We start from the raw sequence: 22,900 nt of genomic DNA, 5'->3' as shown, positions 1-22,900 counted from the left end.
CCTCGCTGTGTGCCTTCCGTAGAAGGACTTTTTCAAAGGAACCTCGCCACCAGAAAAATGTTCCGGTAGACGGGGTATCAACATATCTGGCGTTGACTTTTGGCACGCTGTTGAGTTCTCAAGGAACGGACGCTTCCTTCGTACTCACCCGCAGTGATACTCACTGAGGCTTTCCTCCGGGCGCTTCCCTTCGGTGTTTCCAAACTCTATCAGGTCGTTTTCGGCTCTCTGACCACGATCATCTGTGGACATGCAGAACCAGACCCCGAGATAGGATCCGACTCGATAGTTGCTACCTGGCCTGGACGCTGAGTGCGTCGTTCGGCGCTGGGCAGGAGTCCGACTCTACAACGGCGTTCGGGTCGGCGCAAATCGTTTGTGCAGTGCTGCTACTCCTGCCAACCGGGACCTCTCATGCGGAACCGGGACTTCCTATGACTTACCCTTCTGAACAGTGCGTCGTCAAGGACAGGTAGTGACGGCGGTAACGATTCTCCACCCCCCTGGGAGCTTGCCATGACCAGCGTTACGTCCCCGCTTGCTGGACGCGCCATCGGACTCGCTGCGGTACCCGACCCCGTCTTCTCGGGCGCGATGGTCGGCCCCGGTACGGCCATCGACCCGGTTCGCGAGCCCTCCGATGCCGTCGCTCCCGTCGACGGCATCGTCGTATCTCTTCACCCGCACGCCTTCGTCGTCGTGGACGACCAAGGCCACGGCGTTCTGACGCACCTGGGCATCGACACCGTTCAGCTCAATGGCGAGGGCTTCGAGCTCCTCGTCAACAAGGGGGACACGGTGCAGCGCGGTCAGACCGTGGTGCGCTGGGACCCGGCCGCCGTCGAGGCCGCCGGCAAGTCCCCCGTGTGCCCCATCGTGGCGCTCGAGGCGACGGGCGAGTCCCTGTCCGACCTCGTCGAGGACGGCGAAGTGAAGGCCGGCGACGCTCTCTTCAGCTGGAAGTGACGTCGGCGCCGTCGGTGGCCGACGGCAGGTAGGACAACCACCGCGGCGGCTGGGCCCGTCGCACTAGCGGAGACGGTGTAATGGAGACAACGCTGCGAGGCGTCGGTGTGAGCCACGGGGTGGCGATCGGCGAGGTTCGGCACATGGGCACGGCAGTCCTCGAACCGCCGGCCAAGCAGATCCCGGCGGAGGACGCGGAGCGCGAACAGGGGCGCGCCCGCAAGGCCGTCGAGGCTGTGGCCGCCGACCTGATGGCGCGCGGCAACCTGGCGGGCGGCGAGGCCCAGGCGGTGCTCGAAGCCCAGGCGATGATCGCTCAGGACCCGGAGCTCATGGCCGACGTGGACCGACGCGTCGCCGTCGGCAGCACGGCCGAGCGCGGCATCTACGACGCGTTCTCCCACTATCGCGAGCTCCTCGCGGGCGCGGGTGAGTACATGGCCGGTCGCGTCGCAGACCTCGACGACGTGCGGAACCGCATCGTCGCGCGGCTGCTCGGCGTCCCCATGCCGGGCGTACCGGACAGCGACGAGCCGTACGTGCTGATCGCCCGTGACCTCGCGCCCGCGGACACCGCGCTCCTCGACCCGGCGCTCGTGCTCGGCTTCGTCACCGAAGAGGGTGGGCCGACCAGCCACAGCGCGATCCTGGCGCGGGCGCTCGGCGTACCCGCCATCGTCGCGCTGCCCGGTGCCGGTGAGCTCGCCGAGGGCACAGTCGTGGCCGTCGACGGCAGCACCGGTGAGATCTTCGTCGACCCCAGCGCGGAGAAGCGTGCCGAGCTGGAGGCCGCCGCTGCCGCGCGCAAGGCCGCGCTCGCCGCGTCGACCGGACCCGGCGCCACGTCGGACGGGCACAAGGTGCCGCTGCTCGCGAACGTCGGCGGTCCCGCCGACGTGCCCGCCGCGGTCGAGGCGGGCGCCGAGGGCGTCGGCCTGTTCCGTACGGAGTTCCTGTTCCTCGACGACAGCACCAAGGCGCCGACCGAGGAGAAGCAGGTCGAGGCGTACCGCCAGGTCCTCGAAGCCTTCCCCGAGGGCCGTGTGGTCGTCCGCGTGCTCGATGCCGGTGCGGACAAGCCGCTCGACTTCCTGACGCCGACCGACGAGCCGAACCCGGCCCTCGGTGTGCGCGGCCTGCGTTCGCTCCTCGACCACCCCGAGGTGCTGCGGACGCAGCTCACCGCGCTGGCCAAGGCCGTGGAGGGGCTCCCGGTCTACCTCGAGGTCATGGCTCCGATGGTCGCGGACCGTGCTGATGCCAAGGCGTTCGCCGACGCGTGCCGTGAGGCGGGGCTGCAGGCCAAGTTCGGTGCGATGGTGGAGATTCCGTCGGCCGCGCTGCGGGCGCGTTCGATCCTGCAGGAGGTCGAGTTCCTTTCGCTCGGCACCAATGACCTCGCGCAGTACACCTTCGCCGCCGACCGGCAGGTCGGTGCCGTGTCCCGGCTGCAGGACCCTTGGCAGCCGGCGTTGCTCGACCTGGTCGCGATGTCCGCCGAGTCGGCCAAGGCCGAGGGCAAGAGCTGCGGCGTGTGCGGCGAGGCCGCGTCCGACCCGCTGCTGGCCTGTGTCCTGACCGGTCTGGGTGTCACCTCCCTCTCTATGGGCTCGGCGTCGATTCCTTACGTCCGGGCGACGCTGGGCAAGTACACGCTGGCCCAGTGCGAGCGGGCCGCGGCCGCGGCCCGTGCCGCGGACAGCGCCGAAGAGGCTCGCAAGGCGGCGCAGGCGGTGCTCTCCGGCGAATAGTCGGGCTTCGGTCGGTTGTGGGGGTTGCCGTTCGGCGGCCGTTCCGCATCGTTCCGGCTCTTCGAAGGGGCGCTCCACCCTTGTGGGTGGGGCGCCCCTTCCGTATTCAGTGGTGGTGTCCCCCCTCATACGGCTCGTCGTCGCCCAGGTCGGGTGCGGCGCAGTAGTCGACGCCGGACTCGGGGGCGATGAGGTCGCCGGAGAGCGCGTCGGTGCAGTAGGCGTCGAAGACCTCGGCGGCCGTGAGCGCGAGCAGCCGCTCGCCCTCCAGACGCCAGCCGTGGACACGGTCACGGGTGCCGTCGCTGGTCCGCATCACCAGGCCGCCGGCGCTCACGGTGGCGATGCCCACAGCCAGGACCGTGGTGAACTCCAGGGCTTCTGTCTCGTCCAGTTGGGGATTGCCGTCGGCGTCGCTCTCGACGTGCAGTGCGGCGAGGAGGGTCTGGCCCTCGCACGGGATGCTGCATACGAGGTGACGGGTGACCGGGCCGCTGGTGCTGATCGCGCGCATGAGCAGGTCGGAGGCCCTGGCGAAGGCCGTGCGTCCGATGTCGACACCGCAGTCCGCGCACGCGCCGATGCGGGCCAGGAGCATGGTCGCGTACTCCCACGTGCTCTGCCGGACGGTCTCGTCGACGAGTTCGGGGACGATGTCGGCCAGGGCCTGGCCCTCGTACGGCATCGTCGGGCCGATCGTCGCCAGCTCCGCGGTGAAGCGGGTGCGGCTCGCGGAGGTGTCCGGGTCGAGGCCGGTTTCCGCGCAGAACTCGTCGTACGCCTCGGGGTCGAAGAGGGCGACGCTGGTGAGCCTGCCCTGCGCGGACAGGGCCTTGAGCAGGGACTCCACCTGCTGCAGATACGTCACGTGGTCGTCGAAGGTGAAGGTGCGGTAGCGGCGCATCGCCGCGAAGTCCTCGGCGTCGGCCAGCAGGCCGATGGTGCCGGCGACTTCGCGGCGCAGGACGCGTCGCATCGTGTCGTGCTGGGTGTGCCCCATGATTCCCCCTGCGGTCAGTCGATCAGTGATCACTCACCGTAACGGGAGGCACTGACAATGACCGCGGAGCGTGAGGGGCTCAGCCTCGATCGCGGGCCAGCTGCTCGTAGAAGCGCAGCAGTTCGATGTTGTCGACGGAGCCCGCGTTGACCGCATTGTCGAGCGGGGTGCCCTGGAGGAGGCGTTTGACCGGGACCTCGATGCGCTTGCCCGTGAGGGTGTGCGGGATGCCGGGTACTTCGATGACCTCGTCCGGGACGTGGCGGGGCGAGAGTTCCGCACGGATCGTCTGCTTGATGCGGGCGCGCAGGTCGTCGTCGAGGGCGGCGCCGGGGGCGAGGTGGATGAACAAGGGCATCCAGTAGCCGCCGTCGGGCAGTTCGACGCCGATGACCAGGGACTCGCGGATTTCCGGGAGGCGTTCGACTGCTTCGTAGATGTCGGCCGAACCCATGCGTACGCCCTGGCGGTTGAGCGTCGAGTCGGAGCGGCCGTGGATGACGACAGAGCCCCGCGAGGTGAGGGTGATCCAGTCGCCGTGGCGCCAGACGCCGGGGTAGGTGTCGAAGTAGCTGTCGTGGTAGCGGCTGCCGTCGGGGTCGTTCCAGAAGTGGATCGGCATGGACGGCATGGGGTTGGTGACGACGAGTTCGCCGACCTCGTCGACGAGCGGCTTGCCCTGGGCGTCCCAGGCCTGCAGGTCGGTGCCGAGGCAGGGGGCCTGGAGTTCGCCGATGTGGACGGGCAGCGTCGGCACGGCTCCGGCGAAGCAGGAGCAGACGTCGGTGCCGCCGCTGACGGAGGCGATCCACACCTCTCCGGTGGCGTTGGCGAACTCGTCGTGCAGCCAGCGGAATCCGTCGGGCGGCAGCGGTGAGCCGGTGGTGGCGACGCACTGCACGCGGGACAGGTCGAAGTCACGCGCGGGGTGCACGTCCGCCTTGCGGCAGGCCATGACGTACGCGGCCGACGTCCCGAAGAGCGTCGCTCCGGTGCGCTCGGCAATGCGCCACTGGGCGGCCGTGTCGGGATAGCCGGGGCTGCCGTCGTACAGGACGATCGTGGTGCCCGTGAGCAGGCCGGAGACGAGGAAGTTCCACATCATCCAGCCGGTGGACGTGTACCAGAAGAACCGGTCGTCGGGGCCGAGGTCGCAGTGCAGGCCGACCTGCTTCAGGTGCTCGACGAGGATGCCGCCCTGGGACTGGACGATCGCCTTGGGCAGACCGGTCGTGCCGGAGGAGTAGAGCACCCACAAGGGGTGGTCGAACGACACGGCTTCGAAGACGGGGGCCGTGTCGGCCGAGGTGAGCGCGGACCATTCCAGGGCGCCCTCGGGGGCCGGGGTGCCGAGCTGGGGGATGTGGACGACCGCACGCACGGTGGGCAGTTCGCGGCGCAGTTCGGCGACGGTGTCGCGGCGGTCGTGCTCCTTGCCGCCGTAGCGGTATCCGTCCACGGCGAAGAGCACGACCGGCTCTACCTGCTGGAAGCGGTCGAGGACGCTGCGGGCGCCGAAGTCGGGCGCGCAGGACGTCCAGACGGCGCCGACGGCGGCGGTGGCGAGGAGGGCGACGACGGCCTCGGGGATGTTCGGCAGGTAGCCGCTGACGCGGTCTCCGGGGCGCACGCCGAGGCCACGCAGCTCGGCGGCCAGGGAGCCCACTTGGCGGCGCAGCTCGGACCAGGTGAGCGGTGTCGGGTCGTGCGACTCGTCGACGTGCAGGATGGCCGGGGTGTCGGCGCGCGCGGGGTCCTCGCCTGCGCGCAGGGCGTGCTCGGCGTAGTTGAGGGTGGCGCCCGGGAACCACTCGGCGCCGGGCATGGAGCGGTCGCCGAGCACGCGCGTGTAGGGCGTCGTGAAGCGCACGTCGAACCATTCGGTGACGGCTTTCCAGAAGGTGTCGAGTTCATCGACGGACCAGCGGTGCAGGGCCTCGTATCCCCCTGCGGCGGGCGCTCCGTGGTGCTCGGCCGCCCATGCCTGGAAGCGCGTGACCTGCGCGCCGGCGATCCGCTGCTGGTCCGGCTGCCAGAGCGGCGAGGGGTTCGCTGAGGACATGGGGCTGCTCCTGGGCTGTGCGCTTCGTGGGCGGCTGTCGTGCGCACGGGCTGGGTGTGCGCGTGACACGGCTGACACGGACGATGCCACGTGATCGACTTCCGCACCAGGGTGTCCTTGCACAGGGGCGCCGGTGTCCATGTGGAGGGGCACACCATGTCGTCGCCAGAGAGGTGTGGTGGGGCGCCTCTGGGGCCGCGTTGTGGGTTGTCCGCGGAGGGGCCGTGCTGTGTGTCTACGGAGAGGGTTGGTAACGCTAGTCGGCGCTCGGGATGAACGGCAGTTGAACGCGGTACTCCCGCTGCGCCTTCGATGGCAGGGTGAGCAGCATGAACGGTCGTGACCTGGTGCGTTCGGTGAAGGCGGTCGGTCTGTCCGACACGGCCCAGAGGTTGCGCATGGTGCGCTCGGCGTGGCGTCGGCGGCGGACCGACGCGATGGGTCTGCCGCCGAGGGGTGCCGAGCGGGCCCGGACGCCCGGCCCCGTGACCCTGGTGGAGCCCGGTCCAGGCGGTGGCGTGGTGCGGTTCGCGCGGTCCGAGCTGCGGGTGCGGGTCACGTTGGGCGGGGCGGTGTTCTGGGGCTGGGACGGAGCCGAGCCCGACCCGTCGTACGCCTTGGCGGGCGGCAGCCCGGAGGCGGACCCGCGGGCTGTTCTGGAGCCCGACAAGGCCGGTGGCTGGCGGGTGGTGTCGGAGCGGGCCACCGTGGTCGTCTCGCGGCACGGTGCGGTCGAGCTGCACACCCCGGGCGGGGTGATGCTGCGGCGCGATCTGCCGCCGCGCTGGTGGGAGCCGGTGGGCGGTGGGGCGGCGCGCTGGGTGCAGCGGTCGGAGGTGGCCCCGGACGCGCGGTTCTTCGGTCTTGGTGGCCGGGCGGCTGGCCCACGGCTTCGGAATGGGACGTACCGGTTGTGGAACACCGATCCCGGGGGCTCCTTCGAGCCCGGGGACGATCCGCTGTACATCACGATGCCGGTGCAGTGGGTGGTCGCCGACGTGGGGACCCATCTGGTCTTCCACGACAACGCCTGGGACGGCTCGGTGACCGTGTGCGAGGGCGAGGAGGGCGCCGGTTCCGGGCACGACAGAGCAGGGTCGTGCGAGGTCCGCATGGACGGCGGGCCGCTGCGCTGCTGGGTCATGGTGGGCACCCCCGCGCGCGTACTGCACTCCTGGGCGGCGCTCACCGGTGCGCCCGTGGTGCCCCCTGCGTGGGCGCTCGGTCACCATCACGCGCGGTGGGGCTTCGGCAGCGAGCTGGAGGTGCGGCGGATCGTCGCGGGCTATCAGGAGCGCGGACTGCCCCTGGACGCCGTGCACTTGGACATCGACCACTTCGACGCGCACCAGGTGTTCACGGTGGACGAGGGGCGCTTCCCCACACTGCCGAAGCTGGCGAGTGAGCTGCGCGGGGCGGGGATCCGGCTGGTGTCGATCGTGGATCCCGCGGTGAAGGCCAGCCCTGGCAACGCCGTGTACGACGGCGGGGCGGCCGCGGACGCGTTCGTGCGGGACGCTGCCGGGCGGACCGTACGGGGCCTGGTGTGGCCCGGAGAGGCGGTGTTCCCGGACTTCACTGCCGGGCGGGTGCGCAAGTGGTGGGGCGGTCTCTACGACGAGCGCCTCGCGCAGGGCTTCTCGGGGTTCTGGCACGACATGAACGAGCCGGTGTCGTTCGCGTCCTTCGGGGAGACCACACTCCCCCGTTCCGCCCGGCATGCCCTGGAGGGCCGCGGAGGCGACCATCAGGAGGCGCACAACGTGTACGCCCTGGGCATGGCCCGCGCGGGCTACGAAGGCATACGCGAACTACGGCCCGGAGAGCGGCCGTTCCTCTTCTCCCGCTCCGGCTGGGCGGGAATGCAGCGCTACGGAGGGACGTGGTCGGGCGATGTGGCCAGCACCTGGCCGGGGCTGCGGGCCTCACTCACGCTTGTGCTGGGGCTCGGTCTGTGCGGTGTGCCGTACTCGGGGCCCGATGTCGGCGGCTTCGACGGCAGTCCATCACCCGAGCTGTATCTGCGCTGGTTCCAACTCGGGGCGTATCTCCCACTGTTCCGTACGCATGCGGCGCTGCACGCCGGCCGGAGGGAGCCCTGGGAGTTCGGCCCGGAGGTGCTGGAGCACGCGCGTGTGGCTCTCGGCGAGCGCGGTCGGCTGTTGCCGTACTTCGTGACGCTCGCACACTTGGCGCGGCTCACCGGTGCGCCGTACGCGCGGCCCTTGTGGTGGGGATCTCCGGAGGACAGGGACCTGCGGAACTGCGAGGACGCGTTCCTGCTCGGGGATTGCCTGTTGGTCGCGCCCGTGCTGTGGGAAGGGGCCGTCCAGAGGGCCGTGCGGCTGCCGCCGGGCCGGTGGTACGACACCGTCACGGAGAAGGTGTACGAGGGCCCTGGAAAGGCGCTTCTCGACGCTCCGCTGTCCCGCATACCGGTGCTCGCGCGTGCGGGCGCGGTGCTACCTGTCCGGGGTGAGGACGGGCAGCTCGCGTTGGAGGTGTGGGCGCCCGCGAAGGGGCGTTCCGGCGGCGGTCTGGTGATCGCGGACGCGGGTGACGGGTGGGAGGAGCCGGAGCTCCAGCGCTTCGGTGTGCGCTGGAGCGGTGACCGGCTTCTGGTCGAGAAGGAGGGCGACGAGCCGGGGCATGGCGTGGAGTACGCGGTGCGGGTGCGTGGGGTGTGAGGCAGGAGCTCGTGTCACGCCGCCGTGGGCCGGACGGCCGTCGGTTGCGACGGGGCGCTCTTCGGCCGTGGCCGGGTGCCCTCCGGTCTCAGATGTAGCGCCCGTCGAACCAGGCCCGCACGACCGATGTGTGCAGGGGGAAGGCGAGTTCGGCGGGTCGGTGCAGCAGTTCCCAGCCTTCGGTCTCGTCCGTGGGGGACGACTGCGGCAGGTCGGCCGCGGGGCGTTCCGGCAGGAGCCCGAAGAGGAGCACGTGTCCGTCGGGCGAGCTGAGCACCTCGACAATGCGCACGTCGTGGCTCGCCACGCTGATGCCGGTCTCTTCCTTGAGCTCCCGGGCGACGGCGTGCCGCCAGTCCTCACGGTGGTCCACATAGCCGCCGGGCAGGGCGGTGTCCCCGCGCGCGGGGGCGATGGAGCGGGTCACGACGACGAGGCCGGTGCCCTTCGTGTCGTACACCGGCTGGAGGGCGATGGCGACGGGCAGCGGGTTCCGGTAGGCCACTGTCTCGCAGTCCGGGCAGGTGCGGGGCCAGCCGGTGATGTGGTCTCCGTAGAGGGCGCCACAGCTCGAGCAGTGGGAGTCCGGGGCAGGGTTGGTGGGGTGCAGGGATGGGGACACGCGGCGGACTGTATCCGATCTCGACGCGGCGGTCTTCCGCGGAGTGCCAACCTCCTGATAGATGCGGGTACATGACAGCATTCGCCCCATCACTGCGGAAACTCGCCGTTGCCGCCACCGCTCTGCTCGCCGCGGCCACAGCCCCCTCGCCCGCCCAGGCAGCCACCGAACCGCAGGCCCCGAAGGGCTTCGTGGCCCTGAGCGACGTGGACCCGACGATCATCCAGGAGATGCGCTACCTCACCCCCCACAACTTCGTGGGCGACCCCATCGACGGCTACCGCAAGCCGATGTGCATCCTCACCGAACCCGCCGCCAAGGCCCTGCGCAAGGCGCAGCGCGTCCTGCTGCGCGAGGGCTACTCCTTGAAGGTGTACGACTGCTACCGGCCGCAGCGGGCGGTCGATCAGTTCGTGCGGTGGGGCGAGGATCTGAGCGACGAACGCATGAAGGCCGAGTTCTACCCCCGGGTTGCCAAGTCGAGGCTCTTCGAAGACGGCTACATCGCCAAGAAGTCGGGGCACAGCAGGGGCTCCACGGTCGACCTGACGATCGTGCGGCTCCCGGCGAAGCCGACGCGGCCGTACATCCCCGGAGAGCCGCTGAAGCCCTGTTACGCGCCCCGTAGTGAGCGGTTCCCCGACAACTCCGTGGACATGGGCACCGGGTACGACTGCATGGACACGCTGTCGCACACCGACGATCCCCGGGTGACCGCCAAGCAGCGCGCGAACCGGGACCGGCTCCGCGGCGCCCTTGCGAAGAGGGGCTTCGTCAACCTGCCGGAGGAGTGGTGGCACTTCACGTACAAGCCCGAGCCGTTCCCCGACACCTACTTCGACTTCCCGGTGTCGCGCCGGGCGCTGCCCGTGGCACACTTCTGACGTTCCGTCAGATCCGGTGTCCGGGAGGGGCCATGTCGCGAGTGCGTACGCCCGTGGTGGCGCGGTGGTTCGACGGCGAGGGGGAGGGCTTCCGGCTGCTCGGCACGCGGTGCGCCGAGTGTGCGGCCGTCTTCTTCCCGCGCGAGGACGGCTTCTGCCGCAATCCGGGCTGCGGTAGGGGCGAGCTGGCCGAGGTGGCGCTGTCGCGGCGCGGGCGGGTGTGGTCGTTCACCGATGGGCGCTACCGCCCGCCCTCGCCGTACCTCTCGGACCCGGAACTTCCGTGGGATCCCTACACGTTGATCGCTGTGGAGCTGGCCGAGGAGCGCATGGTGGTGCTCGGGCAGGGGGCTCCCGGAGTGACTGTCGCCGACCTGGAGGTCGGCATGGAGGTGGAGGTCGTCCCCGGTGTGCTCGGCGCGGACCCCGAGAACCCGTCGACGACGTGGACGACGTGGAACTGGCGACCGGTGGGGGTGACGGCATGACGGGCGATGTGGCGGTGCTCGGCGTGGGCATGCACCCCTGGGGCAAGTGGGGACGCGGCTTCGTCGAGTACGGGACGGCCGCGGCGCGCGCGGCACTCGCCGACGCCAGGGTCGACTGGCGAGACATCACGTCCGTCGTCGGCGCGGACACCGTGCGGGGCGGCTATCCGGGGTACGTGGCGGGGGCGACGTTCGCGAAGGCCCTCGGCTGGCAGGGCGCGCGTGTGGCGAGCGTGTACGCGGCGTGTGCCTCCGGGGCCCAGGCGATCGGCACGGCGCGCGCCCAGCTGCTCGCGGGCCTCGCCGACGCGGTCCTCGTGGTCGGCGCCGACGCCGCGCCGAAGGGGTTCTTCCGGCCCGCCGGGGGCGACCGGCCCGACGACCCCGACTGGCTGCGCTTCCGCGTCCTCGGCGCCACGAACCCGGCGTACTTCGCGCTGTACGCCCGCCGCCGCATGGCTGTGCACGGCGACACCCTGGAGGACTTCGCCCAGGTCAAGGTGAAGAACGCGGCCCTGGGAGCACTCAACCCGCACGCGCGCTACCGCAAGACCGTCACCGCCGACGAGGTCGCCGCATCCGCCGTCGTCGCCGATCCGCTGCGGCTGCTCGACATCTGCGCGACGTCGGACGGCGCGGCGGCCCTCGTACTCTCCACCCTGGAGTTCGCGCGTCGACACGGCGCGGCCGCGCCGGTGCGCATCCGCGCGGTGTCCACCGTCACACCGACGTATCCGAACACGGTCCTGGACCTGCCGGACATCGCCACGGACTCGGCGGCGGCCGTGGACCCCGCCGAGCGCCCGTTCCGCGCGTCCGTCGCGTACGCCGCGTACGAGGAAGCGGGGATCGGCCCGGACGACCTCTCCCTGGCGGAGGTGTACGACCTGTCGACGGCCCTGGAGCTCCAGTGGTACGAGGACCTGGGGCTGTGCGGCGCGGGCGAGGGGGCCAAGCTCCTGCGGGACGGCACGACGGCGCTCGGCGGGCGCATACCCGTGAACACCAGTGGCGGCCTCGCCTCCTTCGGAGAGGCCGTCCCGGCCCAGGCCATCGCCCAGGTCTGCGAGCTGACCCGGCAGTTGAGAGGCGAGGCGGGCGCGCGTCAGGTCGAGGGGGCACGGGTGGGGATCACCGCGAACCAGGGGCTGTTCGGGCACGGCTCGTCGGTGGTGGCGGTGCGCTGACTCCGAGGCAAACGCCTGGGCGGGACCTCGCGCGGGCCCCCGGGACAGGCCCTGGGGCGGCTTCCTGGAGCCTCCCCCACGGAAGACGTCGCCCCGGTTAACCCGTGGCGTCCGCGACCTTGACGCTCCATCAGCGCCGGTGAACACTTCCCGGTGTCAGTCGGCATCGCCGCTCTTCGGCACTCCGCCGCTCAGGGCCCGTGTGCTCCATGGCTCCGCGCAAAGAGCCAGTTCAACGGGTCATCCCCCATGGGCGATTCGACTGTGACGGCACGCTCGTCACCGGGGCCGGGCGGGGCGCGGGACTCCCCTGCCTTCGGCTGACGCGGCTGGCGCTGGCCGGGCAGTAGTCGTGGGAAACGAACCCTGCACGGAGTACCGGGGCCCACCACCCCGGGCAAAGGCCTAGGAGCCGCCATGTACTCGAATGGGGACATCTTCGTCGGTGAGATCATCGGCACCGCGATTCTGATTCTCTTCGGCGCCGGCGTGTGCGCCGCCGTCACTCTCAACCACTCCAAGGCCAAGGCCTCCGGGTGGATCGTCATCGCGTTCGGCTGGGGCTTCGGCGTGATGGCGGGCGCGTACACCGCCGCGCCGCTGTCCGGCGGCCACCTCAACCCGGCCGTCACCCTCGGCATCGCCGTCGACACCGACAAGTGGGACAAGGTCTGGATCTATCTGGCGGGGCAGATGATCGGCGCCATGCTGGGCGCCGCCCTCGCGTACCTCGTGTATCTGGCGCAGTTCAACGCCAACGTGACGCGTGGCACCAAGGGCGAGCCCGGGACGGACAGTCCCACGCCGACGCTCGGCATCTTCTCCACCATCCCGGAGATCAGGAGCCCGGTCGCCAACCTGCTGACCGAGGTCATCGGGACGGTCGCCCTGGTGCTGCCCCTCCTCTCCTTCGGCCTCACCAAGGGGCTCGGCGAGTCCGGCACCCAGGTCCTGATCGTCGCGTTCCTCGTCGTCGGCATCGGCCTCTCGCTCGGCGGGCCCACCGGCTACGCCATCAACCCCGCGCGCGACCTCGGCCCGCGCATCGTGCACCACTTCCTGCCGATCCCCAACAAGGGGACGTCCGACTGGAGTTACGCCTGGGTGCCGGTGGCCGGGCCGCTGATCGGCGGGCTCCTCGCGGGACTCATCTACAACGCAGCCTTCTGAGCAGCCTTCCTCCAAGGGGTAGCCATGACGGACAGCTCCGAGAAATTCGTCGCCGCAATCGACCAGGGCACCACCTCGAGCCGCTGCATCATCTTCGACCGGAACGGCGCGATCGTCGCCGTGGACCAGCGTGAGCACCGCCAGATCTTTCCCAAACCCGGCTGGGTGGAGCACGACGCCACCGAGATCTGGTCCAAGGTGCAGGCGGTGGTCGCGGGCGCCATCGCCAAGGCCGGGCTGCGCGCGGACCAGCTGAGCGCGCTCGGCATCACCAACCAGCGCGAGACGACGGTCCTGTGGGACCGCTCCACGGGCAAGCCGGTGCACAACGCGATCGTCTGGCAGGACACCCGGACATCGGCGCTCTGCAACGACCTGGGGGGCGTCGACGGCCAGGACCGCTTCCGCGAGCAGACGGGTCTGCCGCTGGCGAGCTACTTCTCCGGTCCGAAGGCGGCCTGGCTGCTCGACAACGTCCCCGGCCTTCGGGCCCGCGCCGAGCGCGGCGACATCGCCTTCGGCACCATCGACTCCTGGCTCATCTGGAACCTCACCGGCGGCACGGACGGCGGCGTGCACGTCACCGACGTCACCAACGCCGGGCGCACGATGCTGATGAACCTGGGGACCTTGCAGTGGGACTCCTCGATCCTGTCGGCGATGAACGTCCCCGAAGCGGTGCTTCCGGAGATCAGGTCGTCGGCCGAGGTCTACGGGACAGCTGTCGGGCAGCTCGCGGGCGTGCCCGTCGCCTCCGCGCTCGGCGACCAGCAGGCGGCGATCTTCGGACAGGCCTGCTACGACACCGGGACGGCCAAGAACACCTACGGGACGGGCAGCTTCCTGTTGCTCAACACCGGCAACCGGCCCGTGCCGTCCAAGAACGGCCTGCTCACGACCATGGGCTACAAGATCGGCTCCGAGGCTCCCGTGTACTGCTTGGAGGGGGCCATCGCGATCACCGGGGCCCTGGTGCAGTGGTTCCGCGACCAGCTCGGCATCATCCGCAGCGCCGACGAGATCGAGACCCTGGCCGCGAGTGTGGACGACAACGGCGGCGCGTACATCGTGCCCGCGTTCTCCGGCCTGTTCGCGCCGTACTGGCGCTCCGACGCGCGCGGTGTCGTCACCGGCCTCACGCGCTACGTCACCAAGGCCCATCTGGCGCGTGCGGTCCTGGAGGCGACGAGCTGGCAGACCCGTGAGGTCGTCGACGCGATGTACCAGGACTCCGGGGTGCGCATCACCACCTTGAAGGTGGACGGCGGCATGACCAAGAACAACCTGCTGATGCAGCACCAGGCCGACGTGCTCGGTGTGCCCGTCATCCGGCCGCGGGTGTCCGAGACGACGTGCCTGGGGGCCGCGTACGCCGCCGGGCTCGCCACGGGCGTGTGGAACGACCTGGACGAGCTGAAGGCCCACTGGCAGCGCGACGCCGAGTGGACGCCGCAGATGGCGGAGACGGAGCGCGAGCGCGAGTACCGCAACTGGCGCAAGGCGGTCGAGCGCAGCTTCGGGTGGCACGACGACGAGAGCTGAGGCGCTTGCCGCGCGGCCGAGGCCCTCGCCCCGGCCGAGGTACGCGCGGCAGGCACGCGCGCGTGGATCGCCGCCCGGCCGGCCACGCGCGCGTGGCCGGTGCTCGGCCCGTACCCCGGTCGGCGGGGGTACGGGCCGTCCGGGTCGAGGTCAGGTCGTGACCGGCTGCCTGGCCGCCGCCCCGACCGCCATCGCGTGCTCGACCACGTCGATCAGGACCTCCTTGACGGACTCCTTGCCGCGTGCGTCGCACAGTACGACGGGGGTGCTCTCGTCGAGGTCCAGGGCGTGGCGTACCGCGTCGGACGGGTAACGCGTCGCGCCTTCGAAGCAGTTGACGCCGACCACGAAGGGTATGGATCGCCGCTCGAAATAGTCGACGGCGGCGAAGCAGTCCTCCAGGCGGCGGGTGTCGGCGAGTACGACGGCTCCGAGCGCGCCGGTCGCCAGCTCGTCCCACAGGAACCAGAAGCGGTCCTGTCCTGGGGTGCCGAAGAGGTACAGGACCAGGTCCTCGCGCAGCGTGATCCGGCCGAAGTCCATGGCGACGGTGGTGGTGTGCTTGCCGGGGACGCCGTCGACGTCGTCGACGGGCCGGCCGGCCTCGCTGAGGGTCTCCTCCGTGCGCAGGGGCTTGATCTCGCTGACCGCGCCGACGAGGGTCGTCTTGCCGACGCCGAAGCCGCCGGCGACGAGGATCTTCAGCGTGACCGGCTCGACTGGGGCCGTACCGCGCTCAGAACGCTTGAAGATCATTGCTCTCTTCTCCTGCATCAGTCATCAGTGGTGTCGCGTGCGTCAGTTGGGGTGGGGTGTCGCGGGGGCGGCCGGTGGGCCGTGGGTCGCGTGGGGTGGCGGTCCGTACCCGCCGCCTCCGGGTGTTTCGATCACGAGTACGTCACCGGGGCCCGCGTCGGCGGAGTCGCTGCCGTCGAGCCGTACGACGCTGCCGTCGGCGCGCTCCACGCGTCCCGAGCCGAGCGCGCCCGGTTCGCCGCCCGCCATCCCGTAGGGCGGCACCACGCGGTGCTGGGAGAGCGTGGAGACCGTCATGGGCTCGCGGAAGCGGATGCGGCGCACGGCACCGTTCCCGCCCCGCCAACGGCCGTTGCCGCCGCTGTCGGCGCGCACCGCGAACTCCTCCAGGACGACGGGCAGCCGCCATTCGAGGACTTCGGGGTCGGTGAGCCGCGAGTTGGTCATGTGGGTCTGTACGACGGACGCGCCGTGGAAGCCGTCGCCAGCGCCGGATCCGGAGGCCACGGTCTCGTAGTACTGGTACCGGTCGTTTCCGAAGGTGACGTTGTTCATCGTGCCGGAGCCTTCAGCCTGGACGCGCAGCGCTCCGTAGAGGGCGCCGGTGATTGCCTGTGAGGTCTCTACGTTGCCCGCGACGACGGCCGCGGGCGGCTGCGGCGACAGGAAGGTGCCCGTCGGCACGATGATGCGCAGCGGCCGCAGGCAGCCGTCGTTGAGGGGGATGTCGTCGGCGACCAGGGTGCGGAAGACGTACAGGACGGCGGCGTTGACCACGGCGAAGGGCGCGTTGAAGTTGGTGGCGAGCTGGGCCGACGTGCCAGTGAAGTCGACGGTCGCCGCGCGTTGTTCGCGGTCTACGGAGACGCGTACGCGGATGACGGCACCGGAGTCGGTCTCGTAGGAGAACTCGCCTTCCTCCAGGGTGTCGATGACGCGGCGTACGGAGTCCTCGGCGTTGTCCTGGACGTGCCGCATGTAGGCCTGGACGACGTCGAGGCCGAAGTCGCCGATCATGCGGGCGACTTCGTCGACGCCCTTCTGGTTGGCGGCGATCTGGGCGCGCAGGTCGGCGAGGTTGGTGGTGGGGTTGCGGGAGGGGTAGCGGGTCTCCGTCAGCAGGCGCAGGGTCTCGGCCTCGCGGAAGCGGCCTGCCTCCACCAGCAGCCAGTTGTCGAAGAGGATGCCCTCCTCGTCGATGGTGCGGCTGTGCGCGGGCATGGATCCGGGTGCGATGCCGCCGATCTCAGCGTGGTGTCCGCGCGAGGCCACGTAGAAGAGGATCCGCTCTCCGGGGACGTCGAAGACGGGGGTGATGACGGTGACGTCCGGGAGGTGCGTGCCTCCGTGGTACGGGTCGTTGACCGCGTAGGCGTCGCCCGGCCGCATGGTGGTGCGGCGGCGGATGACCTCCTTGACGCTGGTGCCCATGGAGCCCAGGTGGACGGGGATGTGGGGGGCGTTGGCGACGAGGTTGCCGTCCGGGTCGAAAAGGGCGCAGGAGAAGTCGAGCCGCTCCTTGATGTTGACCGACTGGGCGGTGGATTCCAGGCGGGCGCCCATCTGCTCGGCGATGGACATGAAGAGGTTGTTGAAGACCTCGAGGAGGACCGGGTCGGCCTGAGTTCCGGCGTCGGAACTCACGGGCGCCGCCACCCGTTCCATGACCAGGTGCCCGTCGTCGGACATGGCCGCGCCCCAGCCCTCGTCGACGACCGTGGTGGCACTGGCCTCCGTAATGATCGCCGGGCCCATGACCCGCTCGCCGTGCGGGAGTTCCTCGCGGCGGTGCAGCGGCACCTCACGCCAGGAGCCGCCCGTGTGCAGCCGCACGGTCCGCGCGGCGCCGCGCGCGCTGGCGCCGCCGAGCACCGACAGGTCGGGGGGCTCGGTACGGCCGGTGGCCTCCACGGAGAGGGCTTCGACGACGACAGGGCGGTCCAGGGTGAAGGAGTAGGTGGCGCGGTGGTGTTCTTCGAAGGCGCGGGTCATGGCCGCGGGCTCGGTCAGTTCCACGGTGAGGGTGGTGTCGGTGCCGTCGTAGCGCAGGTGGGCCCGGCGGGTGACGTGCACGCGGTCGGTCGGCACGTCCTCGGCGGCGAGTTGGGCGCGGGCCGCGGTCTCCAGGTCGTCGGCCGTCTTGTGGACCTGGGGCATCGCGGCGGCGTCCAGGGGCACTTCCACGGACTGTTCGCGCATGGCAGTCGTGTCGGCGAGGCCGATTCCGAGCGCGGACAGGACACCGGCCATGGGCGGCACGAGGACGGTGCGGATGCCGAGCGAGTCGGCGACCATGCAGGCGTGCTGGCCGCCCGCGCCGCCGAACGTCGTCAGGGCGTAGCGCGTGACGTCGTGGCCCTTCTGGACCGAGATGCGCTTGACGGCGGCGGCGATGTTGGCGACGGCGATCTGGAGGTAGCCCTCGGCGACCTGCTCCGGGGTGCGGTCGTCCCCGGTCCGCTCGGTGATCTCCCGTGCCAGTTCGGCGAAGCGGCGGCGGACGAGCGCGTCGTCGAGGGGCTGGTCGCCGTCGGGGCCGAACACGCGGGGGAAGTGGGCCGCCTGGATGCGGCCGAGTGCCACATTGGCGTCGGTGACGGTCAGGGGGCCGCCGCCGCGGTAGCTCGCGGGGCCGGGGTCCGCGCCCGCCGAGTCGGGGCCCACGCGGTAGCGGCTGCCGTCGAAGTGCAGCACGGAGCCGCCGCCCGCGGCGACGGTGTGGATGTCGAGCATCGGGGCCCGCAGGCGTACGCCCGCGATCTGCGTCGTGAAGACCCGCTCGTACTCGCCGGCGTAGTGCGACACGTCCGTCGACGTACCGCCCATGTCGAAGCCGATGACCCGGTCGAACCCGGCGAGCCTCGACATGCGGGCCATCCCGACGATGCCACCGGCGGGCCCGGACAGGATGGCGTCCTTGCCGCGGAACTGGCCGGCGTCCGCGAGTCCCCCGTTGGACTGCATGAACATCAGCCGCACGCCCTGGAGTTCATCGGCGACGTGCTGGACGTAGCGCCGCAGGACGGGCGACAGATAGGCGTCGACGACGGCGGTGTCACCGCGCGGGACGAGCTTCATCAGCGGGCTGACCTCGCTGGACAGCGAGATCTGCGGGAAGCCGGTACGGCGGGCGAGGTCACCGGCCGCCTGCTCGTGGGCCGGGTACAGGTGGCTGTGCAGGCACACGACGGCGACGGCGCGGATCCCGTCGTCGTGGGCCCCTCGCAGGGCACCGGCGAGGGCGTCGAGGTCGGGTGCGCGCAGCACCTCGCCGTCGGCGCCGACCCGTTCGTCGTACTCGATGACGCGGTCGTAGAGCTCTTCGGGGAGAACGATGTCACGGGCGAAGATCTGGGGGCGGTTCTGGAAGGCGATGCGCAGGGCGTCGCGGAAGCCACGGGTGATGACGAGGGCGGTGGGCTCGCCCTTGCGTTCCAGGAGGGCGTTGGTGGCGACGGTGGTGCCCATGCGGACGGCGTCGATCGGTACGTCGGCGACTCCGCGGGCCGCGTCGGCGTCCAGCGCGCCCGCCTCGACAAGGAGTTCCCTGATGCCCTCGACCGCCGCGTCGGCATACCGCTCGGGGTTGTCCGACAGGAGTTTGTGGGTGAGCAGTCCGCCGTCCGGACGGCGCGCGACGACATCCGTGAACGTGCCGCCCCTGTCGACCCAGAACTGCCAGCCTGTCACGTCTCAATCCCCGCTTTCGCGCTGTTCAGAGCGCCCGGAGGCCGTTGATCACGTCGCGCAGAATACTCTCGTCCGGCAGCTCGGCGGGGGGTACGGGGCGGGTCACGTGCACCAGTTGGTCGTCGACCAGATCACCGATCAGCACGCGGATCACACCGATCGGAAGGTCCAGTTCCGCCGCGAGTTCCGCGACGGACTGCGGGGTGTCGCGGCACAGGCCGACGATGTCCACGTGCTCCGGGGACAGCGTCTGGTCGGCCTCCGTCTCCTCGGCGTGCGACTCCGCGATCACGACCGCGATCAGGTCGAGGCGGTGCTGGGCGGGGCTGGTGGTGCGGCCCCGTGTCATGGCATACGGGCGCACCACCGGACCGGCGTCGTCGTCGAACCAGTGAGGCATAGCGGCCTGACCGTCGTCGTCGCTCATGCCCTCCCACTACCCTCCCGTGGGCAGGTCGGTGCGTGGCGCCGAACCCAAGTGCACACCCACCCTCTTGACCAGCAGCGTCATCTCGTACGCCACCAGACCGACGTCGGAGTCGGCGTCCGCGAGGACGGCCAGACAACTGCCGTCACCCGCCGCCGTGACGAAGAGGAAGGCGTCGTCCAGCTCGACCACCGTCTGGCGGACCTTGCCCGCGTTGAAGTGGCGCCCCACGCCCTTGGCCAGGCTGTGGAATCCCGACGCGACGGCGGCAAGGTGCTCGCTGTCCTCGCGGGTCAGGTTCTTCGACACGCCCGTGGGCAGGCCGTCCCCGGAGAGCACGAGTGCTTTGCGGATGCTGGCGACGCGCTCCACCAAGTCGTCGAGGAGCCAGTTCAGCTCTCCCGATCCCCCGGTCGCGGTGGTGCGTGCGTCGGCCTTCGGTGCGGTCATCGACCGTCCCCCTCAGATGTCGTTCCTGGTGCTGCGCCGTCCGGGACGTCATCGCCCACGGCGTTCTCTTCGCGGCCGCGCTGCCAGCCGCGCTGGAGCGAAGCCATTCGGCTGCGTACCTCGTCGGCGTCGCGCTCCTCCGCTCCGGCCCTCGCCGGGGTCGTGTCCAGCTCTGTGCGGCGGTCGGGGCTGTCCTTCAGCTGGGGGGCGAGATTCGCCTGCCGGACCCTGCGGGGCAGCCCGCCGGGGGTCGGCGCGCCCTGGTCCTTGCCCGCCGTCCGGGGCGGCGTGTCCGTGCTGCCTGCGGCCCGGTCCATGGGTCCTCTGTCCGTCCTTGCCGCCCGGTCCGCACCGGGTGCTGTCTCGGTGCGGGTGGTGGCGCGCGGCGCGTCCGTGATCGGGCGGCGCCGGGGCAGGAGGGGCTGCGGGTCGGCCGGGGTGTCCGGGCCCAGGGGGCGCGGCGGCGTGAGGTCGGGCCAGCCCGCGTCCGGCCTGGGGCGGCGCGGCAGGTCGACGCCCGCGCCGCCGGAGGGGTCAGAGGTGTCGAAGGGGGCGCGCGCCGGGATGCCGAGTCCGTCGCGTACGCGCTTGTCGAGTCCCCCGCGCGCGGGGCCTGCGCCGGACCGGGTGTCGGTGGGTGCCTGGCCCAGGGGCCGGGAGTCCCGGGCGGGGCCGCGGCCGGGCCACGCGGCGCCGGTGTCGCGGCGGGCGGGGTCGTCGTCGTTGTCCGGGTCGGCGGGGTCGGTGTCGCGAGTGCGGGCGGGGCCCACGTCCGTGTCTCGGGGGCGGCCGGGGCCCACGCGGCGGCCGTGCGAGGAGACCAGCTTCGGCGTGCGGCGGCGTGCCAGGGGCACGGTGCCGCCTGCGACCGGCTCGTCGTCCAGGGGCTCTTCGAGGTGCACGGCGTCGTGACCGGCGGAGTCGGCTGCGCGGGCGGGCTCGTCGAGGGCGGGCTCGCGCGCGTCGCGGGCCAGCTGGTGCTGCTCTCCGGCGGTTTCGCCGACGCGGCGGCGCGGGCGGAACAGGCCGCCGCGCTCGCTGTCCTCGTCCTCCAGGGCCCCCGGGAAGCCGTCCAGGCCGGCCATGCCGACGGGCGCCTCCAGTTCGACCGGCCCGTCCAGGAGGGACGCGGGCAGGCCGGGCAGTTCGACGGGCACCTGGGCGAGCGCGGCGCTGCGGTCATTCGCGGTGTCGGCGCCCACGGACTTCTGCGGCTGCGGCCGGTCGAGGCGGAAGCCGACGCCTCCGGTGTCGGGCACGTCGTCGGTGAGCAGCGACTCCGGTATGAACACGACGGCGGTGGTGCCGCCGTACGGGGAGGGCTGCAGCGAGACGCGGACGCGCTGGCGCTGGGCCAGGCGGCTGACCACGAAGAGGCCGAGACGGTCGGTGTCGGACAGCTCGAACTCGGGGGTCTCGGCGAGGCGGAGGTTGGCGTCCAGGAGCGCATCGGAGGCCATGCCGAGGCCGCGGTCGTGGATCTCCAGGGTGAAGCCGTTGGCGACGTGCTCCCCGAGGACCTGCACCGCGGTGTGCGGGGGCGAGAACACCGTGGCGTTCTCCAGGAGCTCGGCCAGCAGGTGGGTGAGGTCGGCGACCGCGGGGCCGGTGACGGCGATGCGCGGCAGGCGGCGCACCTCGATGCGTTCGTAGTCCTCGACCTCGGCGACGGCGGCGCGGACGACGTCCATGAGCTGGACGGGCTTGCGCCACTGCCGCGACGGGGCGGCGCCGGAGAGGATCACGAGGCCTTCGGCGTGCCGCCGCATGCGGGTGGTGAGGTGGTCCAGCCGGAAGAGGTCGGCGAGTTCGTCCGTGTCCTCGGTCCGGCGCTCCATGGTGTCGAGAAGCGTGAGCTGCTTGTGCAGCAGGACCTGGCTGCGGCGGGCAAGGTTGACGAACACTTCGGAGACACCGCGGCGCAGGTCGGCCTGCTTGACGGTGGCCTCGACGGCGGCGCGCTGCAGGGTGTTGAGCGCCTGGCCGACCTGCCCGATCTCGTCCTTGTCGTACGTCAGGCGTGGTGCCTCGGTCTCCACGTCGACCTGTTCGCCCGCCGCGAGACGGCGCAGCAGGCCGGGCAGGCGGACACCGGACGCCTCGTGGGCCTCCAGGCGCAGGCGGCGCAGGTCGCGGATGAGGCTGCGGCCGATGCGTACGGAAAGGAAGATGGACAGGAGCACGGCGATGAGGCCGAGCACACCGGCGACGGCGAGTTGCACGATGACGCTGATGGCTTGCGGGCGGGCGCGGTCGCGCAGGCGGTCGACGGCGTCCTCGGTGCGGTCGGCGAGGCCGGTGAGGACCTTGTCCGACTCGCGGTCCCAGTCGCTGGACGTGATCCCGCGGAGGGTGCCGGCGTCGGCGTCCAGCAGGGACTGCTCGACGTCGCGCAGACGGCTCGTCTCGGCGCCGTTCAAGTACCGCTCGAAGCGGGCCCGCTCGTTGTCGGGGAGCTGAGTGAGGCTGTTGTCGAGGAGCACGCCGCGCTGCGCCACGAGGTCGGAGACCTGACGGGTCTCTCCCTTGGTGACAGTGCCCGCGACCAGGGCGGAGCCGATCAACGCGTCCTCGCGGGACAGCATTTCACGGGCCTGGCCGACACCGACGAGCGCACGGCCTTCCGCAGTGACGCCCACGTCGTCGAGGGCGTTGAGAGTCATCAGGAAGCCGAAGCAGGGGTCGGTCAGGCGCGTGTACATCTCCAACGCCTTGTCCCGGCTGATCGTGCCTTCCTCGACCGTGCGGCGCAGCGCGTCGAGTCCCTTGAAGGCGTCCAGCGCGACGTTCAGGCGCTCCTCCGACTGGCCGTCGAGCGCCTCACGGGCGTCGGAATTCCGTGCCTTGGACTCGATCTTGGCGACCAGCTTGTCGGTGGCTCCTCGGCTGCGGCGCAGCGCGGCGAGCGCGTCCGACGCACGGGGGTCGGCCAGGTAGACGAGGGTCTGGCGCCGCTCCTCCTGCACCACTTCCGCGGTGTCCTGGAGGGGTCTGGCCAGGTCGTCGAGGATGTAGGCCGTGTCGATGAGCTTGTTCGCCTCGCGACCCGTGAGGAAGGTGGCAAAGCCCCAGATCGCCGTGAGGGACACGAGCGGCACGAGCAGCAATGCCACGATCTTCCGGCGGATTGACTTCCCGCGAAAGCGCATGGCCTCCCCCAGTTCGGGCCCCTCAAAGCCGCGCGTTGGCCGGGGGCACGCATGTGCGTCAACAAACGG

At 71.1% G+C, this 22,900-nt stretch carries 16 protein-coding genes; 8 read left to right on the top strand and 8 right to left on the bottom strand.

Annotated elements, in window-relative coordinates; all coding sequences use genetic code 11:
* Nucleotides 1-516: 516 nt before the first annotated feature.
* Complete coding sequence (locus tag IE274_RS35295) at nucleotides 517-966, top strand: PTS sugar transporter subunit IIA (RefSeq protein ID WP_190120017.1); 450 nt, start codon at nucleotides 517-519, stop codon at nucleotides 964-966.
* Between the two features lie 80 nt (nucleotides 967-1,046).
* Nucleotides 1,047-2,717, top strand: a complete 1,671-nt coding sequence (gene ptsP, locus IE274_RS35290) for a phosphoenolpyruvate--protein phosphotransferase (protein ID WP_190120016.1) — start codon at nucleotides 1,047-1,049, stop codon at nucleotides 2,715-2,717.
* A 106-nt stretch (nucleotides 2,718-2,823) separates the two neighbouring features.
* Here the strand turns inward: ptsP and IE274_RS35285 are convergent, their stop codons facing one another.
* Together IE274_RS35285 and IE274_RS35280 are read right to left on the bottom strand one after the other, a co-directional pair.
* The gene (locus IE274_RS35285; protein WP_190120015.1) at nucleotides 2,824-3,717 is read right to left on the bottom strand and encodes a DUF8829 domain-containing protein; all 894 of its coding nucleotides are present in this window, start codon (nucleotides 3,715-3,717) and stop codon (nucleotides 2,824-2,826) included.
* 79 nt (nucleotides 3,718-3,796) lie between these two features.
* On the bottom strand, nucleotides 3,797-5,779 hold the full coding sequence (locus IE274_RS35280; protein WP_190120014.1) for an acetoacetate--CoA ligase: 1,983 nt from the start codon (nucleotides 5,777-5,779) through the stop codon (nucleotides 3,797-3,799).
* 329 nt (nucleotides 5,780-6,108) lie between these two features.
* Between IE274_RS35280 and IE274_RS35275 the strand changes: the two genes are divergently transcribed.
* Nucleotides 6,109-8,466, top strand: coding sequence for a glycoside hydrolase family 31 protein (locus IE274_RS35275; RefSeq protein WP_190120013.1), 2,358 nt, complete (start codon nucleotides 6,109-6,111; stop codon nucleotides 8,464-8,466).
* 88 nt (nucleotides 8,467-8,554) lie between these two features.
* Here IE274_RS35275 and IE274_RS35270 read toward each other — a convergent pair whose 3' ends face one another.
* Nucleotides 8,555-9,088: an NUDIX domain-containing protein gene (locus IE274_RS35270; RefSeq protein ID WP_190120012.1), complete on the bottom strand. Its 534-nt coding sequence runs from the start codon at nucleotides 9,086-9,088 to the stop codon at nucleotides 8,555-8,557.
* Nucleotides 9,089-9,159: 71 nt separating this feature from the next.
* On the opposite strand from IE274_RS35270, the gene IE274_RS35265 reads away from it, so the two are divergent.
* From IE274_RS35265 to glpK, 5 genes are all read left to right on the top strand, one after another.
* Nucleotides 9,160-9,972 carry a M15 family metallopeptidase gene (locus IE274_RS35265; protein WP_190120011.1) on the top strand — a complete coding sequence of 271 codons (813 nt, stop codon included), beginning with the start codon at nucleotides 9,160-9,162 and terminating at the stop codon, nucleotides 9,970-9,972.
* A gap of 53 nt (nucleotides 9,973-10,025) precedes the next feature.
* Nucleotides 10,026-10,460: a Zn-ribbon domain-containing OB-fold protein gene (locus tag IE274_RS35260; RefSeq protein ID WP_190120029.1), complete on the top strand. Its 435-nt coding sequence runs from the start codon at nucleotides 10,026-10,028 to the stop codon at nucleotides 10,458-10,460.
* On the top strand, nucleotides 10,457-11,647 hold the full coding sequence (locus IE274_RS35255; RefSeq protein ID WP_190120028.1) for a lipid-transfer protein: 1,191 nt from the start codon (nucleotides 10,457-10,459) through the stop codon (nucleotides 11,645-11,647). Before IE274_RS35260 ends, IE274_RS35255 begins: the two co-directional genes overlap by 4 nt.
* A 417-nt stretch (nucleotides 11,648-12,064) precedes the next feature.
* A complete protein-coding gene (locus IE274_RS35250; protein ID WP_190120010.1) occupies nucleotides 12,065-12,817 on the top strand; it encodes an MIP/aquaporin family protein in 753 nt (250 codons plus the stop codon).
* 24 nt (nucleotides 12,818-12,841) lie between these two features.
* Nucleotides 12,842-14,359 (top strand): glycerol kinase GlpK, encoded by a 1,518-nt coding sequence (gene glpK, locus IE274_RS35245; RefSeq protein ID WP_190120009.1) that lies wholly within the window; start codon nucleotides 12,842-12,844, stop codon nucleotides 14,357-14,359.
* Nucleotides 14,360-14,509: 150 nt separating this feature from the next.
* On the opposite strand, the gene IE274_RS35240 is transcribed toward glpK, so the two are convergent.
* The 5 genes from IE274_RS35240 to IE274_RS35220 are packed head-to-tail and all read right to left on the bottom strand — an operon-like array spanning nucleotide 14,510 to nucleotide 22,831.
* Nucleotides 14,510-15,115 carry a GTP-binding protein gene (locus tag IE274_RS35240; protein ID WP_190120008.1) on the bottom strand — a complete coding sequence of 202 codons (606 nt, stop codon included), beginning with the start codon at nucleotides 15,113-15,115 and terminating at the stop codon, nucleotides 14,510-14,512.
* A 42-nt stretch (nucleotides 15,116-15,157) separates the two neighbouring features.
* Complete coding sequence (locus tag IE274_RS35235; protein ID WP_190120007.1) at nucleotides 15,158-18,805, bottom strand: hydantoinase B/oxoprolinase family protein; 3,648 nt, start codon at nucleotides 18,803-18,805, stop codon at nucleotides 15,158-15,160.
* A 25-nt stretch (nucleotides 18,806-18,830) separates the two neighbouring features.
* Nucleotides 18,831-19,232, bottom strand: coding sequence for a DUF742 domain-containing protein (locus IE274_RS35230; RefSeq protein WP_030360376.1), 402 nt, complete (start codon nucleotides 19,230-19,232; stop codon nucleotides 18,831-18,833).
* Nucleotides 19,233-19,241: 9 nt separating this feature from the next.
* Entirely contained in the window at nucleotides 19,242-19,682 is a 441-nt protein-coding gene (locus tag IE274_RS35225; protein ID WP_190120006.1) for a roadblock/LC7 domain-containing protein, read from the bottom strand.
* Nucleotides 19,679-22,831: a sensor histidine kinase gene (locus IE274_RS35220; RefSeq protein ID WP_190120005.1), complete on the bottom strand. Its 3,153-nt coding sequence runs from the start codon at nucleotides 22,829-22,831 to the stop codon at nucleotides 19,679-19,681. The genes IE274_RS35225 and IE274_RS35220 overlap by 4 nt, the downstream gene beginning before the upstream one ends.
* Between the last annotated feature and the right edge of the window lie 69 nt (nucleotides 22,832-22,900).

Source organism: Streptomyces flavofungini, from assembly GCF_014650815.1.
In the GTDB taxonomy this organism is placed as follows: Bacteria; Actinomycetota; Actinomycetes; order Streptomycetales; family Streptomycetaceae; genus Streptomyces; species Streptomyces flavofungini.
This window is presented reverse-complemented; position numbering and strand designations above follow the sequence as displayed.

Excerpts from the sequence above, each read along its gene's own strand:
- IE274_RS35255 (WP_190120028.1), top strand. The coding sequence starts at position 10,457 with ATGACGGGCGATGTGGCGGTGCTCGGCGTGGGCATGCACCCCTGGGGC.
- IE274_RS35280 (WP_190120014.1), bottom strand. The coding sequence starts at position 5,779 with ATGTCCTCAGCGAACCCCTCGCCGCTCTGGCAGCCGGACCAGCAGCGG.
- IE274_RS35285 (WP_190120015.1), bottom strand. The coding sequence starts at position 3,717 with ATGGGGCACACCCAGCACGACACGATGCGACGCGTCCTGCGCCGCGAA.
- IE274_RS35240 (WP_190120008.1), bottom strand. The coding sequence starts at position 15,115 with ATGATCTTCAAGCGTTCTGAGCGCGGTACGGCCCCAGTCGAGCCGGTC.
- ptsP (WP_190120016.1), top strand. The coding sequence starts at position 1,047 with ATGGAGACAACGCTGCGAGGCGTCGGTGTGAGCCACGGGGTGGCGATC.
- IE274_RS35250 (WP_190120010.1), top strand. The coding sequence starts at position 12,065 with ATGTACTCGAATGGGGACATCTTCGTCGGTGAGATCATCGGCACCGCG.
- IE274_RS35265 (WP_190120011.1), top strand. The coding sequence starts at position 9,160 with ATGACAGCATTCGCCCCATCACTGCGGAAACTCGCCGTTGCCGCCACC.
- IE274_RS35295 (WP_190120017.1), top strand. The coding sequence starts at position 517 with ATGACCAGCGTTACGTCCCCGCTTGCTGGACGCGCCATCGGACTCGCT.
- IE274_RS35275 (WP_190120013.1), top strand. The coding sequence starts at position 6,109 with ATGAACGGTCGTGACCTGGTGCGTTCGGTGAAGGCGGTCGGTCTGTCC.
- glpK (WP_190120009.1), top strand. The coding sequence starts at position 12,842 with ATGACGGACAGCTCCGAGAAATTCGTCGCCGCAATCGACCAGGGCACC.
- IE274_RS35220 (WP_190120005.1), bottom strand. The coding sequence starts at position 22,831 with ATGCGCTTTCGCGGGAAGTCAATCCGCCGGAAGATCGTGGCATTGCTG.
- IE274_RS35225 (WP_190120006.1), bottom strand. The coding sequence starts at position 19,682 with ATGACCGCACCGAAGGCCGACGCACGCACCACCGCGACCGGGGGATCG.
- IE274_RS35230 (WP_030360376.1), bottom strand. The coding sequence starts at position 19,232 with ATGAGCGACGACGACGGTCAGGCCGCTATGCCTCACTGGTTCGACGAC.